Source organism: Caballeronia sp. A2-2 (assembly GCF_057612605.2).
Genome location: NZ_CM172587.1, coordinates 632,321 through 649,850 on the forward strand (window position 1 = coordinate 632,321; position 17,530 = coordinate 649,850).

General features: G+C 62.3%; 14 protein-coding genes. 9 read left to right on the forward strand and 5 right to left on the reverse strand.

All coding sequences use genetic code 11. From position 1 onward, the window contains the following. Positions 1 to 37 precede the first annotated feature (37 nt). The 7 genes from ACZCWR_RS03010 (at position 38) to ACZCWR_RS03040 (ending at position 7,720) form a co-directional block, all read left to right on the forward strand. Positions 38 to 256, forward strand: a complete 219-nt coding sequence (locus ACZCWR_RS03010; protein ID WP_487303224.1) for a cysteine-rich CWC family protein — start codon at positions 38 to 40, stop codon at positions 254 to 256. Between the two features lie 98 nt (positions 257 to 354). Further along, on the forward strand, positions 355 to 1,647 hold the full coding sequence (locus ACZCWR_RS03015) for an ATP-binding protein (RefSeq protein WP_487302253.1): 1,293 nt from the start codon (positions 355 to 357) through the stop codon (positions 1,645 to 1,647). Positions 1,648 to 1,688: 41 nt separating this feature from the next. Beyond that, positions 1,689 to 2,231 carry a response regulator transcription factor gene (locus tag ACZCWR_RS03020; RefSeq protein ID WP_487302254.1) on the forward strand — a complete coding sequence of 181 codons (543 nt, stop codon included), beginning with the start codon at positions 1,689 to 1,691 and terminating at the stop codon, positions 2,229 to 2,231. Between the two features lie 388 nt (positions 2,232 to 2,619). Beyond that, positions 2,620 to 4,173 carry a methyl-accepting chemotaxis protein gene (locus ACZCWR_RS03025; protein ID WP_487302255.1) on the forward strand — a complete coding sequence of 518 codons (1,554 nt, stop codon included), beginning with the start codon at positions 2,620 to 2,622 and terminating at the stop codon, positions 4,171 to 4,173. A 179-nt stretch (positions 4,174 to 4,352) separates the two neighbouring features. Beyond that, the gene (locus ACZCWR_RS03030; protein WP_487302256.1) at positions 4,353 to 5,654 is read left to right on the forward strand and encodes a solute carrier family 23 protein; all 1,302 of its coding nucleotides are present in this window, start codon (positions 4,353 to 4,355) and stop codon (positions 5,652 to 5,654) included. Positions 5,655 to 5,946: 292 nt separating this feature from the next. Next, on the forward strand, positions 5,947 to 6,909 hold the full coding sequence (locus ACZCWR_RS03035; protein WP_487300625.1) for an IS5 family transposase: 963 nt from the start codon (positions 5,947 to 5,949) through the stop codon (positions 6,907 to 6,909). Between the two features lie 433 nt (positions 6,910 to 7,342). Continuing rightward, positions 7,343 to 7,720: a hypothetical protein gene (locus tag ACZCWR_RS03040; RefSeq protein ID WP_487302257.1), complete on the forward strand. Its 378-nt coding sequence runs from the start codon at positions 7,343 to 7,345 to the stop codon at positions 7,718 to 7,720. A 500-nt stretch (positions 7,721 to 8,220) separates the two neighbouring features. Here ACZCWR_RS03040 and ACZCWR_RS03045 read toward each other — a convergent pair whose 3' ends face one another. After that, positions 8,221 to 9,888: a Na+/H+ antiporter gene (locus ACZCWR_RS03045; protein WP_487302258.1), complete on the reverse strand. Its 1,668-nt coding sequence runs from the start codon at positions 9,886 to 9,888 to the stop codon at positions 8,221 to 8,223. Between the two features lie 356 nt (positions 9,889 to 10,244). On the opposite strand from ACZCWR_RS03045, the gene ACZCWR_RS03050 reads away from it, so the two are divergent. Continuing rightward, complete coding sequence (locus tag ACZCWR_RS03050; protein ID WP_487302259.1) at positions 10,245 to 11,564, forward strand: sensor domain-containing phosphodiesterase; 1,320 nt, start codon at positions 10,245 to 10,247, stop codon at positions 11,562 to 11,564. A gap of 12 nt (positions 11,565 to 11,576) precedes the next feature. Here ACZCWR_RS03050 and ACZCWR_RS03055 read toward each other — a convergent pair whose 3' ends face one another. Continuing rightward, positions 11,577 to 15,128 carry an indolepyruvate ferredoxin oxidoreductase family protein gene (locus ACZCWR_RS03055; protein ID WP_487302260.1) on the reverse strand — a complete coding sequence of 1,184 codons (3,552 nt, stop codon included), beginning with the start codon at positions 15,126 to 15,128 and terminating at the stop codon, positions 11,577 to 11,579. 239 nt (positions 15,129 to 15,367) lie between these two features. On the opposite strand from ACZCWR_RS03055, the gene ACZCWR_RS03060 reads away from it, so the two are divergent. Further along, complete coding sequence (locus ACZCWR_RS03060; protein ID WP_487302261.1) at positions 15,368 to 16,009, forward strand: glutathione S-transferase family protein; 642 nt, start codon at positions 15,368 to 15,370, stop codon at positions 16,007 to 16,009. Between the two features lie 6 nt (positions 16,010 to 16,015). On the opposite strand, the gene ACZCWR_RS03065 is transcribed toward ACZCWR_RS03060, so the two are convergent. From ACZCWR_RS03065 to ACZCWR_RS03075, 3 genes are all read right to left on the reverse strand, one after another. Continuing rightward, positions 16,016 to 16,261, reverse strand: coding sequence for a hypothetical protein (locus ACZCWR_RS03065; RefSeq protein ID WP_487302262.1), 246 nt, complete (start codon positions 16,259 to 16,261; stop codon positions 16,016 to 16,018). 18 nt (positions 16,262 to 16,279) lie between these two features. Beyond that, positions 16,280 to 16,501, reverse strand: a complete 222-nt coding sequence (locus tag ACZCWR_RS03070) for a hypothetical protein (protein ID WP_487302263.1) — start codon at positions 16,499 to 16,501, stop codon at positions 16,280 to 16,282. A 113-nt stretch (positions 16,502 to 16,614) separates the two neighbouring features. Next, positions 16,615 to 17,526, reverse strand: a complete 912-nt coding sequence (locus ACZCWR_RS03075) for a carbohydrate kinase family protein (RefSeq protein WP_487302264.1) — start codon at positions 17,524 to 17,526, stop codon at positions 16,615 to 16,617. Positions 17,527 to 17,530 lie beyond the last annotated feature (4 nt).

A 17,530-nucleotide genomic window follows, 5' to 3' on the forward strand; every position in this document is an offset into this window, starting at 1 on the left:
TGCATGCGATCATGACGCGCGAACCGATGACAAAATGATGAACGCGCATTCGACACATCGCGCACCGCAACCCGTGGTCCCGCAAACGTGCGAACGCTGCGGCACGGCTTTCCGCTGCGGCGCGCTCGCGGGGGATGCCGCTTGCTGGTGCGCATCGTTGCCTGCGTTGCCGGTCGAGCGGCTGCGTCCCGGCGTGCATTGCTTATGTCCCGCGTGCCTTGAATCAGAAATCGGCAGTGCAAAGCAGCAAAAATAGCAGGGTTTCGTGAGGTGCGACAAATCGCGCCATCGGCGGTTCCCGGGGCGGGTCGCGCGGGATAATGTCGCATCAACCGACCAGGCGCGCTCGCCACGATGCATCGCATAACCAACAACGGCCGGGTCAATCTCGGTCATCTCTTCTGGCTTCGGTCGCTGGCGATCATCGGCCAGCTATCGACCATTGCCGTCGTGCAGATTTTCTACGGCGCGCGGCTGCCGCTGCCGGCCATGCTGCTCGTCATCGCGCTGGAAATGGTCTTCAACGGGCTGACGTTCGTGCGCGTGGCGCGGGCGCGGCCGGAGACCAACGTCGAACTGTTCGGACAGATGTGGGTCGATCTGGGCGCGCTGTCCGCGCTGCTGTTTCTGTCGGGCGGCGCGACCAATCCGTTCGTCACGCTTTATTTGCCGTCGCTGGCGATCGCCGCCGCTGTCCTGCCGTGGACCATGATGGCGTGCCTGGCTGCCTTCGCCGTCGGCTGTTACGCGCTGCTTAGTTATAACTACGTGCCGCTGAACATCGAGAATCCGGCGAATCTGTTCGACTATTTCCGCACCGGCCTGTGGGTCAACTTCATGGTCAGCGTGGGCTTGATCGGCTGGTTCGTCGCGCGGATGTCGCGTGCCCTGCGCGTGCGCGATGCCGCGCTCGCCGACGCCCAGCAACGCCACATGCGCGACGAACGCGCGGTGGCGCTCGGCGTGCAGGCGGCGACCGTCGCGCATGAAATGGGCACGCCGCTTTCGACCATCGCCATGTTGAGCGAGGAATTGCGCGATGCCGCCGCGCACGACCGCAACCTCGCGCCCTACGCGGCGGATTTCGATCTGCTCGAACAGCAAATGGCGCTGTGCACGACCGCGCTGGCGCGTCTGCGCAGCCGCGCGAGCGGGCCGTCCACGAGCCAGCCGCTCGACGAATGGCTGGAAAGTTTCATCGAACAATGGCGCTTGCGGCATCCGCAGGTGCGCTTCGAACAGGCAAGCGCGACGCCCGAAGGCGTGTCGATCGACGATCCGGTCGCCGTCGGCCAGATCCTGACGATCCTGCTCGACAACGCCGCGCGCGCCAGCAGCGATTCGGTCACGCTCGATGTCTCCACGGAAACCACGGAAGCGACTAACCGTCTGCGTTTCGACGTGCGGGATCGCGGGCCGGGCATTCCGGTGGCGTTGCGCGCATCGCTGGGCGCGGGGCCGGTGGACAGCACGCAGGGCGGGCATGGCGTCGGGCTGTATCTCGCGTTCGTGGCGGCGGCGCGGCTGGGCGGCAACATCGAACTGGCGGATTGCGAGCCGCACGGCACGCGCGCGATTTTGCGTCTGCCGAATCGCGCGCCGGTCGTAGACGAATCGCGGAACACGGAACGCAGCGACGCGGCGTGAATATTCAGGGAATCGGAAAAAAAGGAAAGGAGAACGAGCGTATGAGCGACATGAACTTTTTGATCATCGATGACGACGAGGTGTTCGCGGGCGTCCTCTCGCGCGGACTCGCGCGACGCGGCTTTACACCGCAGCAAGCGCACGACGCGGACGAAGCCCTCAAGCTCGCCAATCAGCACAAGTTCGGCCAGATCACGGTGGATTTACACCTGGGACATGATTCGGGACTGCGGCTCGTCGCACCGCTGCGCGATCTTCAGCCGGATGCGCGCATTCTCGTGCTGACGGGCTACGCGAGCATTGCCACGGCCGTGCAAGCGGTGAAGGACGGCGCGGACAACTATCTGGCCAAGCCCGCGAACGTGGAGTCGATTCTCGCCGCGCTTCAGGCCGAAGCGAGCGAACAGACTGCGGAAGAGGCGATCGAGCACCCCGCGCTTTTGTCCGTGGCGCGGCTCGAATGGGAGCACATTCAGCGTGCGTTGGCGGAGAACAACGGCAATATCTCGGCGACGGCGCGCGCGCTCAACATGCACCGCCGCACCTTGCAGCGGAAGCTGGCGAAGAAGCCGGTGAGACAGTAAAACTCGCCGCACAAAAAAAGAACCGCCCAAGCCGGGGGAACGAGGGCGGTAATCGGAGAGTTGCAACGACTTCGTGCATATACATGGGGATACGCACGTAGACAGAATAATTCGCCGGATCGCGCCCTTACATACGAGAAATCCTAATATTAGGAACTCTCTTAGGTGCCTGCCTTTTGGCAACTAAATCCGGCAACCCAATCCGGCATCCCCGTTTCGTTATGTTCTCCATGCTCGTTCAAGAAAGACGCGCCACGCGCCGTAAAGGCATCCTGGCGCGGATCTCCCGTTCGCGCCGGACGCTGGCTGCGGACGCCGTTCGCAGGGCGTGAGACCGAATGAGGCGCGCTTGCCGCGACGCGCGCCCCGGTCGATCAAGGAGACTTGAATGAAATGGTTTGACCGCCTGTCCGTCCTCGGCAAGCTCTTGCTGTCCTTCGCGGTAGTGATCGTGATTACCGCGGCCGTGGGCGCCACGGGCGTGATGTCGCTTGCCAGAATGGATGGCCTGATCGAAGAAATCGGCGATCGTCATCTGGATGGCGTGTATTGGGTCGAGGAAGTCAACAAGAACAAGCTCAACACGGACTTGGCCGCCGCCAACCTCACCTTCGCCGATGGCGCGGGCAAGGCGAAGCTCAAGGACGACATGCGCGCCTCGCTGGCGAGCATGCATCGCGCGCTGGATCAGTTGCGCCCGACCATCATCACGCCGGAAGGGCTGACGCTTTACGACCGCTCGGTGAAGGCGGTCGGCGCGTGGGAAGACATCGTGCAGATGCAGATGGGCACGAAGCCCATGCCGATCGACATCGATCAGATGGGGCTGGTCGCGCGCGCGATCGCGGCGAGCGAAGACGCGCGCGGCGTGCTCGAGCGCCTCGCAGAATTCAAACGCGAGCGGGCCACGGCGGCGCGCAATCACGCGGAAGACGAATACAAAACGATGCGCATGGTCATGCTGATCCTCGTGCTTGGCGCGATGGCGGCGGGCGCGCTGCTCGCGTGGGTGATCGCGCGGCGGCTGTCGGCGCAACTCGGCGGCGAGCCGGATTACGCGGCGCGCATTGCCGACCGAATCGCGCATGGCGATCTGACGACGCTCGTGCAGACGCGTCCCGGCGACGACACCAGCATGCTGGCGAGTCTCGGCAACATGAGCGAGAAGCTGGCGGGCATCGTCGGCGGGATTCGTCAGTCGAGCGATTCGATTCTCACGGCATCGCGCGAAATCGCGCAGGGAAATACGGATCTGTCGCAGCGCACGGAGGAGCAGGCGGCGTCGCTTGAGGAAACGGCATCGAGCATGGAGCAACTGACCGCGACCGTGCGACAGAACGCCAGTCACGCCGATGAAGCGAGCGGCCTCGCGCAAGGCGCGTCCGACGTGTCCGCGCGCGGCAGCAACCTCGTGGGCGAAGTGGTCGACAACATGCGCCAGTTGAGCGCCGATTCGCGGCGCATGACGGACATCATCGCGGTGATCGAGGGCATTGCGTTCCAGACCAACATTCTCGCGTTGAACGCGGCCGTCGAGGCTGCGCGCGCGGGCGAGGACGGACGCGGCTTCGCGGTCGTGGCGGGCGAAGTGCGGGCGCTGGCGCAACGCAGCGCGGCATCGGCGAAAGAGATCAAGGAACTGATCGAGGCATCGACGGCGCGCGTGGGCAGTGGCGCGGCGCTGGCCGAACGCGCGGGCACGACCATGCTCGAAGTCACGCAAGCCGTGCAGCGCGTGACGGACATCATGGCGCAGATTTCGTCGGCGTCGCATGAGCAGAGCACGGGCATCGAACAGGTGAATCGCGCGGTCGCGCAGATGGATCAGGTCACGCAGCAGAACGCGGCGCTGGTCGAACAGGCGGCAGCGGCGGCGGGCGCGATGGCGGATCAGGCCGAGCAGTTGAAAGGCGCGGTCGCGGTGTTCGAGCTGGCGCGATAAAAGCGAGCGCGGCGAACCACGCACATTCGAGCGAAAAATCAAGGGAAAACCGGCAAGAGCGGCGCAAAAAACGCTTCTTGCCACCCTGCATCCTGCTTCGTACACTCGCGCCTGATTTCAATTCGAGCGCGCCGCACGGACAGTCGACGGCGCGCCGCCGCCGAGAAGGAGAGCCGCTCATGTCCGATTCCTATTTCCCGCGCTGGCCCGTTCAGCCCGATGCTGCCGAAGGTCGCGTCGTCGCGCCCGACGAGCGTTTGCCCTGGCCGCAGATGATCGCGATGGGCGTGCAGCACGTCGTCGCGATGTTCGGCTCCACGGTGCTTGCGCCGCTGCTCATGGGCTTCGATCCCAATCTCTGCATCTTCATGTCGGGCGTCGGGACGCTGCTGTTTTTCGTGCTCGTCGGCGGGCGCGTGCCGAGTTATCTCGGGTCGAGTTTTGCGTTCATCGGCTTGGTGATCGCCGTGACGGGGTATGGCGGGCACGGGCCGAACATGAACATTCCGGTGGCGCTGGGGGGAATCATCGCGTGCGGGGTGGCTTATGTCGTGATCGGGCTGATCGTCGCGGCGGTGGGGACGCGGTGGATCGAAGCGTTGATGCCGCCGGTGGTGACGGGCGCGATTGTCTGCGTGATCGGGCTCAATCTCGCGCCGATTGCCGTCAAGGGCGTGATGGGCAGCAACTTCGATTCGTGGATGGCGCTCGTTACCGTTTTGTCGGTGGGCGCGGTGGCGGTGTTCGCGCGTGGCATGGCGCAGCGGCTTTTGATTCTTATCGGGCTGGCGATTGCTTATCTCATCTATGCGGTGTTGACCAATGGCATGGGGATGGGTAAGCCGATCGATTTCGCGATCGTCGCGAATGCGGCTTGGTTCGGGTTGCCGCATTTCACTGCGCCGGTGTTTCAGGCTTCCGCGATGACCTTGCTTGCGCCGGTGGCGATCATTCTTGTCGCGGAGAATCTTGGCCATATCAAAGCCGTTGGCGCGATGACCGGGCGCAGTCTTGATCCTTATATCGGGCGGGCATTCATCGGGGATGGGTTGGCTACGGTTTTGTCCGGTTTCGCCGGTGGCACGGGCGTTACTACGTACGCCGAAAATATTGGCGTGATGGCGGTGACAAAGATTTATTCGACGCTGGTGTTTGTTGTGGCTGCGTTGTTTGCTTTGGTTTTGGGCTTTTCGCCTAAGTTCGGAGCGGTTATTCAAACTATTCCGGGGCCGGTTTTGGGCGGGGTTTCGATTGTTGTGTTTGGGTTGATCGCGGTTACCGGCGCGCGGATTTGGGTCGTCAATAAGGTGGATTTTTCGGATAACCGGAATCTTATTGTGGCGGCGGTTACGCTGGTGCTGGGGACCGGGGATTTTACTTTGAAGCTCGGTGGGTTCGCGCTTGGTGGAATCGGGACGGCTACGTTTGGGGCGATTATTCTTTATGCGGTGCTTAGGAGGAGGGGGAGTGGGGTGGTTTGAGGGTTTTGGCTTTTCTTTCGGGCAAGGGGCTGCTGGTGGTTGTGTCTTTATTGCAGTAGCCGCCTCCCCGGCGGGGGGGTAACTTTCTTTGCTGCTGCAAAGAAAGTCACCAAAGAAAGCAGCTTTTTACCCCATGCACGATGGCTGGAGAGGGTTGGTCTGGATTAAGCGATGCAGTGGCCGCAATAGGACTTGCCACGCACAACAGGACGCTTAGGGCAAAGCTGATCAAGTCCACCACATGGCTACTCCGGGCGTTATAGATTGGAGTGAATAAGGAAGGCGGAACAGGATGAAGCAGCAGACGCTGGCGATGGCAAGTGATGAAGGTGCGGGCTTCGAGACGCACCGCAAACGGACGCGGCGCGATGAATTTCTCGATACGATGAATGCAATTACGCCGTGGGCAGAGTTGTGTGCGGTGGTCGAGCCGTATTACCCGAAGCGCGGCAATGGCCGCCCGCCGATTGGCCTGGAGCGCATGCTGCGCATCCATTTCCTCCAGCACTGGTTCAACCTGGCCGATTTCGCGTGTGAAGAGGCGCTTTACGATAGCGCCAGCCTGCGTCGGTTTGCAGGAATTGATCTGGGCTGCGAGGCGGTACCGGACGCCACCACGCTGCTCAAATTTCGCCGTCTTCTTGAGACCCACAAACTGGGCGAGAAGCTGTTTGCCGAAGTCGGCCGGGTGCTTCAGGCAAGCGGCATGAAACTCAAGAGCGGCACGATTGTGGATGCCACGATCATCGGTGCACCGAGTTCGACGAAGAACGGGCAGAAGTCGCGCGACCCTGAAATGCACCAGACGCGCAAAGGCAAGCAATGGTACTTCGGCGCGAAGCTGCACATCGGCGTGGACAGCCGGAGCGGCCTGGCGCACAGCGCAGTGCTCACGCCGGCCAACGTGCACGACAAGCATCCGCTGCCGCAATTGCTGCACGGCCAGGAGCGGCGGGTCTACGGCGACAGCGCATACGCCAGCCAGAAGGCGCTGATCCACAGCAAAGCGCCGAAGGCACGCGACTTCACAAATCAGCGCACCCGCCGCGCGGGTGAAGTCGATGAGGTTCAACGCAGCAAGAACCGCAACAAGTCGAGGATACGCGCACGCGTGGAGCATGTCTTCGCGGTGGTCAAACGACTGTGGGGGTTCACGAAGGTGCGCTATCGCGGGTTGGCGAAGAATGCGAACCGGGCCTTCGTCGCATTGGCGCTTGCCAACGTGTACCTGTCGCGCAGGCGATTGATGGCATAGGTGCGCCCGTAATGGGCGAATGGCGGGCAAAGCGCCCGTGTGCAATGCCTGCAAGGGCCAAAAATCAAGGGGCGACCGTCGGCTTCATGACCTGAACACCGACACATCGCCGACACGGCGAAAATTCGGCGACTTGTTCAGCTTAGCCTTAGGCAACCTCGCGATTGCGCGCTCGAATTCTTTTGCCTAAGTGGTCCGCATTCATTCTTTCGGCCATGCGCTGCGCGCGCCGAGAGCTTAAGAACGGAATCCCGCAGCCTATAAGCGCCCAGCCACCTCACACTTCCCCGCAAGACTGCTATTCGGCCCTACCTTGGTTAGCGCTTCTGGCGAAAGCACACGGCAACACAAGCCGAAGTTCTATTGGCTTACATCGGCAACTAGAGCGTGACCACGGCTGGCCGGTATCCATCTTTCCGCGATGAGGCAACCTATGAAAAACATCTCTGACATGCTTTCCGGATTGGGTCATTTCCACGACTGGTATCTGGAAACGATCATTATTCGAGGCAGCACTAATCCAAGAGTCCCTGACACACTCATTCTTGGATTCTTCAATGACGAACGCGCGGCGACGCTGAAATTTAGCGGTGTTAGCCGACTTGGGATAGAAAACGGCGGCGTGCTGAATATCGTTAATTCGATAGAGATGATCGAGCCAGACGCCCCTGCGTTTCAGCAGGCTCAAAGCCTTCTCGCCAAGTCGGCGCATGGCAGGCGAAGAGGAATGCACACGGTCTATCTCTATTCGACGGTGGGTGCCGAGATAGCGGTTGAGTTTGACTCTATGAGAATTGACGTGAAGGAATAAGACCGAGAATGCGACTACCCGCGACTTGGTTTAAGGGCGGCCGCGTAGCCCCAACTCTTTCGACTGAAGCGGACGAAGCACCACCACCTACGCCCTGGATGTTTAGTCGGAGCCCTAACCAACGTAGGGCCCAATGGCGCGGGTGCGATGCCGTATGCAAAGGCTGGGCGCGTGCACGCTGCGGGATTCCGTTCTTACGTTCTCGGCGCGCGCAGCGCATGGCCGAAAGAATGACTGCGGACCACTAAGTCCAAACAATTCGAATCTGAAATCGCCAGGTTGCCCTTACGCTAAACCAACCGAGAAAAGTCCTATCGCGGCCACCGCATCGTTAATCCAGACCACCCTCTCCAGCCATCGTGCCTGGTGTAAAAAGCTGCTTTCTTTGGTGACTTTCTTTGCAGCAGCAAAGAAAGTTACCCCCCCGCCGGGGAGGCGGCTACTGAATAAACAACACAACAAGAAGCCCCTTGCACGACAAACAACGCCCCAAAAAAACCTCACCCCGAAATCCCCCTCTTCCGATTAACAATCGCCGTCTCCGAAAGATCCAACTCCCGCATCAACTTATTCAAAGTCTCGTCATTAATCGCCTGCGCCGAGCGCAACCGAAGCAACTCCGCCCGCTCAGCCCGAAGCGCCGCCATCTTCAACCGCGTCTCGATCAGTTCCCCTTTACGAGCAGCGACCCGAGGCGCTTCCTCCTCCCCAAGCGACTCCAACCGCCGCCGATAAATCCCCATCACCCTTGCGGTGGAATCCGCGCATCGCGCAGCGGAGGCCTCATCCATTTGCTCGACGAGCAACTCCTGCGTATCGTCGATCGCGCGAATCGCGGCTTGCGCCGCCCGCCGCCGCGCCATGCGTTCCTCCGCCGCATGCGGATTCTTCACCCGTTCCGTGCCGCGCAACAAAATCGGCAACCCGATCACGGCAATCAGCAACGAAGCCAGAATCACCGCAGAAGCAATGAAAATAGCGAGATCACGCCCCTGAAGCGCGGTGCCATCGTCCAGCGCCACGGGCAATGAAAGCACACCGGCCAACGTCACCGCACCGCGAACGCCGGCAATCGTCGTCATCGCAAGCGTATGAAAGCCGGGCGCGGCGCTCTCCAAACCATGCTTGGCCGCGCTACGGCTCGCGAACCATCGCAGGCAATAAACCCACACGAACCGCAGCGCATACAACGCGACCACCGTCGCCGCCACGTATCCAATCAGCAACCCCACCCGCGCATTCCCATCCCGATGCGCCTCGAACAAAGCCTGCCCGATGATGTGCGGAAACTGCAGCCCGAGCAGCAGAAACACCATCCCGTTGAAGACGAATTCGATCATCGTCCACGTGCTGGTCATGCGAACGCGCACGGCGCTGGGAATGGAATCCCGCAGGCTTTGAATGTTCATCATCATGCCCGCCGACACCGCCGCGAGAATGCCCGAGCACCCCGCGCGCTCCGCGACGACATACGCCGCGAACGGAATCAGAATCGTGAGGATGACGCCGGCCGCCGGATCATCGTCCTCGGAAAACTTGAGGAAGCGCGTGGGAATCTCGGTCACGGCCCAACTGATCGCCGCGCCGATCGCCAGCCCGCCCGCCGCGATGATGAAGAAGCTGATGGTCGCATCGCGCAAAGAAAACACGCCGGTCAGCGCCGCCGCGATGGCAAATTTCAACGCAACGAGACCCGACGCATCGTTCATCAACGCTTCGCCTTCGAGCACGTGCATGAGGTTCGGCGGAATGCGATTGCGCCCGGCGATGCCCGTCAGCGCGACGGCATCCGTCGGCGAGAGCACCGCCGCGAGCGCGAACGCGACGGGCAGCGGCATCGACGGAATCATCGCGTGAAGAAAGTAGCCGAGCGCGCCGACGGTCAGAAACACGAGTCCCAGCGCCAGCATGAGAATCGCGCGCCGCTGCATGTACAACTCGCGCTTCGGAATACGCCAGCCATCCGCGAACAGCAACGGCGGAATGAACAGCAGCATGAACAACTCGGGATCGAAGGTGACATGCAGCCGAAAACCCGGCCACGCCAGACACGCGCCAATGGCGATCTGCACGAGCGGCAACGGCAGCTTGACCGGCAACAGGCTCAACGCGAGTCCCGATGCCGCGACGGTCGTCAGAAGAATGAGAACGGTGAAGACGATTTCCATGTGTGCGCTACTGCACGACGCGCGATGGCGGCAGGCGCACCAGGCGTCTAGCATTGTTTCGTTGTTGTTCGATTGGACGGCAGTTTATCCCGTACGCATGAAATGGGCATCACGGGGCTTTTGCACTGAAATAGTGCGTGTGCACGGTATACCGCTTGCGCTCGGTGCATCGCATCCGCAAATCGACGACAAAACACCTTGCAGCCCGCGCATGGAGCTTGCTTAAAGGAGATCCGCACGGGAAGAACGTCCGGGACGCGAGACTTCCGGCGAGAGATCAACGAGGGCAGTTCTATGAAAACGGTATCGAGCGAGTCTGGCGCGAGGCTCGGGCAGCAAAGCGGTGAGGTGTCGACATGGTGATCGCAAACCCTGAGAAGGCGACGGTCACCACACGCAGTTTCGAACTGGGCGTGATGTCCGGCCTCGACCGTTATTCCGTCGAACACGGCGAATGGACGCTTTCGAGCGTGTTTCAGCCGGTGTTCAGCCTGTCGCACATGCGCGCGGTGGGCTACGAAGGGCTGCTGCGCGCGCACGATGCGCTCGACCGCCCGGTGTCGCCGCTCGACGTGTTCGGGCAGGCCACGCGCGTCGGCGAAGCCTTGCTGATCGACCGGCTGGCGCAGGCGCTGCATCTGGAAAACTTCAAGATGCTCGGCGCGCAGACCGAATGGCTGTTCCTGAATGTGCATCCGGGCGCGCTGACCGAGCCGTATCACGCCGCCGCGTTGATGGCGAATCTCAAGCGCCTGCATATCGAGCCGCGCCGCGTGGTGCTCGAAGTGATGGAGCAAAGCGCCGAGGATGTCGAACGGCTCGCGCTCGCGGTGCAGCAGTTCCGCGATCAGGGCTTTCTCATCGCGCTGGACGATTTCGGCGCGGGGCATACGAACATCGAACGGATCTGGCAGCTCGATCCGGATATCGTCAAGCTCGACCGGGTGATGCTCGCGCACGCCGGACAGAACGTTCACGCGCCGCTGTCGCCGCGCTCGCTCAAGCAGCGGCGCAACATGGAAGCGGTGTTGCAAGGCATCGTGGCGCTGCTGCACGAGGCGGGCAAGCTGGTGCTGATCGAAGGCGTTGAAACCGAACACGAAGCGCAACTGGCGCTGGCGAGCGGCGCGGACTTCGTGCAGGGATTTTTCTTCGCGCGGCCGCATCCGGGACCGGCGGATGGCGCGTTGGCGCAGACGATCATCGGCGAACTGACGGAGCGTTATCGTTCGCAAACCGAAGCGCGCGAGCGCCGCGTGACGACGCGCCTTCAGCCGTACATCCGCGCATTCGAACGCGCGGCGGAACGGCTCGCGGCAGGCGAACCGCTCGAAGAAGTGTGCTGGAACTTCCTGGCGCTCGATAACGCCGCACGCTGTTTCCTGCTCGATGCCAGCGGCAGGCAGGCAGGCCGCAACGTCGTGCTGCGCGCGGATCGCGCCTCGCACGAAGCGCAATTCCTGCCACTCGTCGATGCACAAGGCGCGAACTGGCTGCGCCGTCCGTATTTCCGCGCGGCGTTGGCCGACCCGGAACGCGTGCAGGTGACCAAGCCGTATCTGTCGATCAACGAGGCGATGCCGTGCGTCACCTTGTCGGTGGAAACGCGCTCGGGCGGCAAGCGCTGCGTGCTGTGCGGCGACATCGACTGGGTGCCGGACGACGACATCGTGTGAAGCGTTCGCGCTTCACTTCGCCACGACGACCGGAATGCCCTTGAGGCTCGATGCGCCTTTCATCGTTTCGATGGATGCGCGCACCGCATCGCCCGTCGCCGCTTCGATGCCCAACCGCGCCGCGATCTCGCGCTCTGTGCGCTTGACCATCGCGACTTGCGCGAGCTTGACGTGACCGTAGCCGCGCACGCGTTCGAACAATGCTGCGAGCGCTTTGACGTCCTGCGCGGTGTCGTTGTTCATGGCGGCGAGCGCGCGCGTCATCGTCACTTCGAAGTCGTCAGCAAGTTGACGCTCCATGCGGCGTTCGAGCGTCTTGCCGAACACATCGAGCGGACCACCGCGCAGTGCGCGAAACTTTGCCAGTCCGCCGAGCAACGGCCATAGCCACTGGCCGAAAACCTTCTTCGTCGGCGTGCCGTTTCGTGACGAAAGCACGGGCGGCGCGAGATTGAATTTCACCGTGTAATCCACGCCCGCCGCGCCTTCGAACTGCGCAGCCAGCGCCGCGCGCAACGCCGGGTCCGCGTGGAGTCGCGCCACTTCGTATTCGTCCTTCACGGCCAGCAGCTTGTAGAACGTGATGGCGAGCGCGCGCTTTACGTCTTCATCCGCGAATGCCTTGTCGATCAGCGCACGATAACGCGCCACATACTTCGCACCGCCATACACGAGCAAACGCGCCTCACGGTCGCGGATCAATTCATCGAGCGACATGTCCGCCATGGCCGGACGATGCGCGACGACCTGCGCCGTCAGCGATTCGAGCGCCTTCGCATCCGCCGCCGCGAGCCGCCCGATGGCAAACGCCAGCGTGTTCGCATGCACCGCGACGTTGTTCAACTGCAGCGCGCGCATCAACGCCGCGTGCGACACCGGCACCAGCCCGAGTTGCCACGCGAAGCCGAGCATCAGAATGTTCGCGCCGATGGTGTCGCCGAGAAAGCGCGTGGCGAGCGCCTGAGCATCGCAGGTGCGCAGGGCGTCTTGTGCATCGGGACCGGCGGCGTGACGCAATTTGTCGATGAGCGCATCCGCGTGAAGATTCGCGTCGGGATTCTGCACGAAGCTCGCGTTCGGAATGGCGTGCGTGTTGACGACGATCTTCGTGCGATCGTGCCGCACGGTCTGCAACGCTTCCGGACTCGCGCCGACGACCATGTCGCACGCGAGCAGCAAATCCGCCTGCTGCGTATCGATGCGCACTTGGTTGAGCAACGCATCCGTCGCGGCGAAGCGCACGAACGACAGCACCGAGCCGCCTTTCTGCGCGAAGCCCATGAAATCGAGCACCGACGCGCTCTTGCCTTCCAGATGCGCCGCCATGCTGATAAGCGCGCCCACTGTCACCACGCCTGTTCCGCCGACGCCGGTGACCAGAATGTCGTAGGGCGCGTCATCGAGATGCGTGTGCGGGATCGGCAAGGCATCGACGCGTCGCGCGAGTTCGGCGGGATCGAACGCGTGACCTTCGGCCTTCTTCAGCTTCGCGCCTTCGAGCGTGAGGAAGCTCGGACAGAAGCCGTTCACGCACGAAAAGTCCTTGTTGCACGACGATTGGTCGATGCGTCGCTTGCGCCCGAGTTCCGTCTCCACCGCCTCGACGGACAAGCAGTTCGACTGCACACCGCAATCGCCGCATCCTTCGCACACCGCTTCGTTGATGAACAGGCGCTTGTCGGGATCGGGAAACTCGCCTTTCTTGCGGCGACGGCGCTTTTCGGCAGCGCACGTCTGGTCGTAAATCAGCACGGTAACGCCTTTGATTTCACGCAAACGGCGCTGCACCGCATCCAGTTCGCCGCGATGATGAAACGTCGTGCCGCGCGGAAAATGATCGGCGTGACCATCGTATTTTTCCGGCTCGTCGCTCACCACCACCAGCAGCGCGATGCCTTCCGCCTCCACCTGACGCGCGATCTGCGGCACGGAAATGCTGCCGTCGACGGGCTGGCCGCCGGTCATCGCCACCGCATCGTTGTAGAGAATCTTGTACGTGATGTTCGCGTTCGCGGCGACGGCCTGACGAATCGCGAGAATGCCCGAGTGGAAGTAGGTGCCATCGCCGAGATTCTGGAAGACGTGCGGCGTCTTCGTGAACATGGAATGCGATGCCCAGTCCACGCCTTCGCCGCCCATTTGAATGAGGCCGGTCGTGTCGCGCTCCATCCACGAAGCCATGAAATGACAGCCGATGCCCGCCTGCGCCACCGAGCCTTCCGGCACCTTGGTGGACGTATTGTGCGGACAGCCCGAGCAGAAATAGGGCGTGCGCTTCACGGCATCCGCGATATTCGAGAGGATGGTGGGCGCAACGAGATCGACCACTTTCTCGCGGCGATCGAGCGCGGGCTTATGACGCGCCAGCCATTGCGCGAACACCGGCAACACGCGCGACGGCCTGAGTTCGCCAAGCGCGGACAGCAAGGGCGCGCCATCCAGCGCGTGCTTGCCGATGACCACCGGCCGCGCACCCTGCGCCCGGTTATAAAGATGCTCCTTGATCTGCTGCTCGATGACCGGCCCTTTCTCCTCGATCACCAGCACCTCGGTTAGTCCTTCGACGAACGTTTCGAGCCGCGTGGTTTCGAGCGGATACGACAGCCCGACTTTATAGATGCGAACGCCCGCGGCATCCAGATCGGCGACGGTGAGTTCGAGACGGCGCAGCGCTTCCATCAGATCGAGATGCGCCTTCCCGCACGTCACGATGCCCACGTTCGCGCGCGGACTCGCCGCAATCCATTTGTCGATGCTGTTGACGCGCGCAAACTGCCTCACGGCGTCCATCTTCGCTGCAAGCCGCGCTTCGATGGTCAGGCTCGGCAGATCCGGCCAGCGGTTGTGCAAACCGCCTGCGGGCGGCGCGAAGTCATCGGGCACGCGCCAGTCGGTTTTTAGTGAATCGAGATCGACGGTGGAACCGGATTCGACCGTCTCCGAGATCGCCTTGAAGCCGGTCCATGCGCCGGAGAAACGCGACAACGCCCAGCCGTAGAGACCAAACTCCAGCATGTCCGCGACGTTCGATGGATTGATCACCGGCATGTGCCACGCGATCATCGTTTGATCGCTCTGATGCGGCATCGAGGAAGATACGCATCCGTGATCGTCGCCCGCCACCACCAGCACGCCGCCATGCGGCGACGAACCATAGGCGTTGCCGTGCTTGAGCGCATCGCCGGCGCGGTCCACGCCGGGGCCTTTGCCGTACCACATCGCGAACACGCCATCGACGGTGCGTTCCGCATCCGACTCCACGCGCTGCGTGCCGAGCACGGCGGTGCCGCCGAGTTCTTCGTTGATCGCGGGCAGAAAGCGTACATCGTGCGAGGCGAGCAATTGCTTCGCCTTCCACATTTGCTGATCGACCATGCCGAGCGGCGAGCCGCGATATCCGCTGACGAAGCCCGCCGTGTTCAATCCGGTGGCGCGATCGAGTTGACGCTGCATCAGCACGAGACGCACGAGCGCCTGCGTTCCCGTCAGGAAGATGCGTCCGCGCGTCGCGCTGAGGTTGTCGCTGAGTTGATAGGCGGACAGGGCAGGGACGCGCGCATTCATGGAATCTCCGTTTTGTTGTTTAAGATTGCGTGAGGCAATACGTCATTCTTTGCCGACGAAACGGGAATGTTTTTGCTGAGTCGCTCCGAATTCGTCTGAATGCAAAAACATCGAGTGAGATTTCGAGATGCGCGAGCAAAATCTTCTCGATCCGGCGTGTGTTCGCGTTAACCCGATACGGACGGATATGCTTAAAGGACTAACCTGAACGCCTGCACACCGAACGGAAAACGAAGCCGATGAAGCTCTATTACTGGCCGAAGACACGCGCCTTCCGCGCGCTGTGGATGCTCGAAGAAATGCGCGTGCCGTATGAACTGGAGTTCGTGAATATCCGCGCGGGCGCGCAGAACGACGGCGCGTTTTACCGCGTGAATCCGATGTCGAAGTTGCCCGCGCTGGAGGACGGCGGCGGGTGCGTCGCGGAATCGGGCGCGGTGCTGCTTTACCTCGCGGACCGCTATTCGAATTCAAATCTCGGCGTGCCGTTCGACGACCCCGCGCGCGGACGCTTCCTGCAATGGATGTTCTTCACCGGCTCGTGTCTCGAACCGGCGATGGCCGAGCGCATGACGGGCGCGCAAAGCAACACCGTGAGCTTCGGCTGGGGCGATCTCGGGCGAGTGGAACGCGCGATAGAAGGCGCGCTGGAAGAAGGGCCGTGGCTGCTCGGCGAGCGCTTCACGGCAGCCGATATTCTCGCGGCGAACACGTTGCAGATCGCCTTCATGGCGAAACTGATCGAGCCGCAAGGCGTGTTGTTCGACTACGTGGAGCGAGCCGTGGCGCGCGAGGGTTACGAGCGCGCGGCGGCGATCGATCATCGCGAGGCGCAGCGGCTTTCGCCGCGTCCGCAGATGGGCGCGATCAGAACGCCGTGACGTGTATTAAGGAAACGTGCGCGGCTTCGGAATGCCCGCGCCCGCTTCGATATCCGCAACACCCCGCTGATGCGCCATTTCGATGGCCTGCGCCTTTTCGTTCAGGCCTTCGTCGCCGCCGACCGTGGCCCACGGCTGCACGGCTTTATCGTGATGACGGATTTCGTATTCCGCGTCCCAGCGTGCGCCTTGCAACTCGACCGGCCGCACGTGGATTGCATAAACGCCATAAAGGAAGACCTGCTCCGGCATGATGCCCTCCGCTACGTTTTACAGCTCGATCGCCCCGAGAATGCGATGCGCGAGCGCACGCGCTTCTTCCAGCGCTTCCGATTCGTTGTCCGACGTGGCTTCGACTTCATAGAGCGTCGGCTCGGCGCCTTCGCCATCGTCGCGGGCCAGCGAGACAAGCCCCTGAAACTGGCCCGAATCGATGCTGCGCACGCCGATGGTGGCGACGTAGATGCCTTTCGTGTAGGTCGTGTCTTCCATGATGGCCACCTCGTGGCAAGGACGATGGAACAACGCAGGAACGAAAATTCATGCTAGCACGCAGATATGCCGTGCGTATGACCTGCATCCTTGCAACGACCATTCCCGGAAGACTACGCGAGCAGCGCTTCCACCTCTTGCAGCGACGGCGAATGCGCGCCCGAATGACGGCACGCCGCCGCGCCCGCCGCCAGCGCGAACTTCAGATGCTCCGGCCAGCCGCCATGACGCGCCATCAGGCTATAAAGCAATCCGCCGATGGACGCATCGCCCGCACCGACCGTATCCGCCACTTCGACGCTCGGCGGCCGCGCTTCGACCACTTCATCGCCCGCATACAGCGATGCCTTGTCCGACCCGCGCGTGACGAGCACGGTGGCGTTCGGGTTCATCGCGCGGATTCGGGCGAGGGCATCGGCTTCGGACAGGCCTTTGAACAGCAAGTGCAAATCTTCATCGGATACCTTGATGAGATCGGCCAGACTCGCCATGTTGCGCAGGATCGGCTCGTAGCCGTGCTCCATCAGATTGCGGTAGTTCGGATCGAAACTGATCTTCACGCCGTGATCGCGCAGCTTCGCGGCCAGCGCGGCCAGCGTGCTGCCGAGCGGTTGCCGCACGAGGCTGATGCAGCCGAAGTGCGCCCACTTCACGCGCTCCATCCAGCCTTGCGGCAGCTTCGACGGATCGAACGCGAGGTCCGCGCCGTTCTCGCCCATGAAGTAGTAAGTCGGCGGCTGCGTCTTGTGAACGATGGCGAGCAGCGGCGGACGCTCCACGCGCTGCATGAAACGCATGTCCAGCCCCGCGGCGATGCTCGCTTCCCACAGATCGTCGGAGAAATTGTCCGTGCCGAGCGAACCGGCGCTCGCGGTCGGCAGCCCGAGCCGCGCCACCGCGCGCGCGACGTTCCAGCCCGCGCCGCCCGGACGCGACAGCCAGCTCGATACATCCGTGCGGATCATGTCCGTCAGGATGTCGCCAGCGGAAACGAATTGCGGGAAAGAGGTCTGCTCGCTTGCCATGATG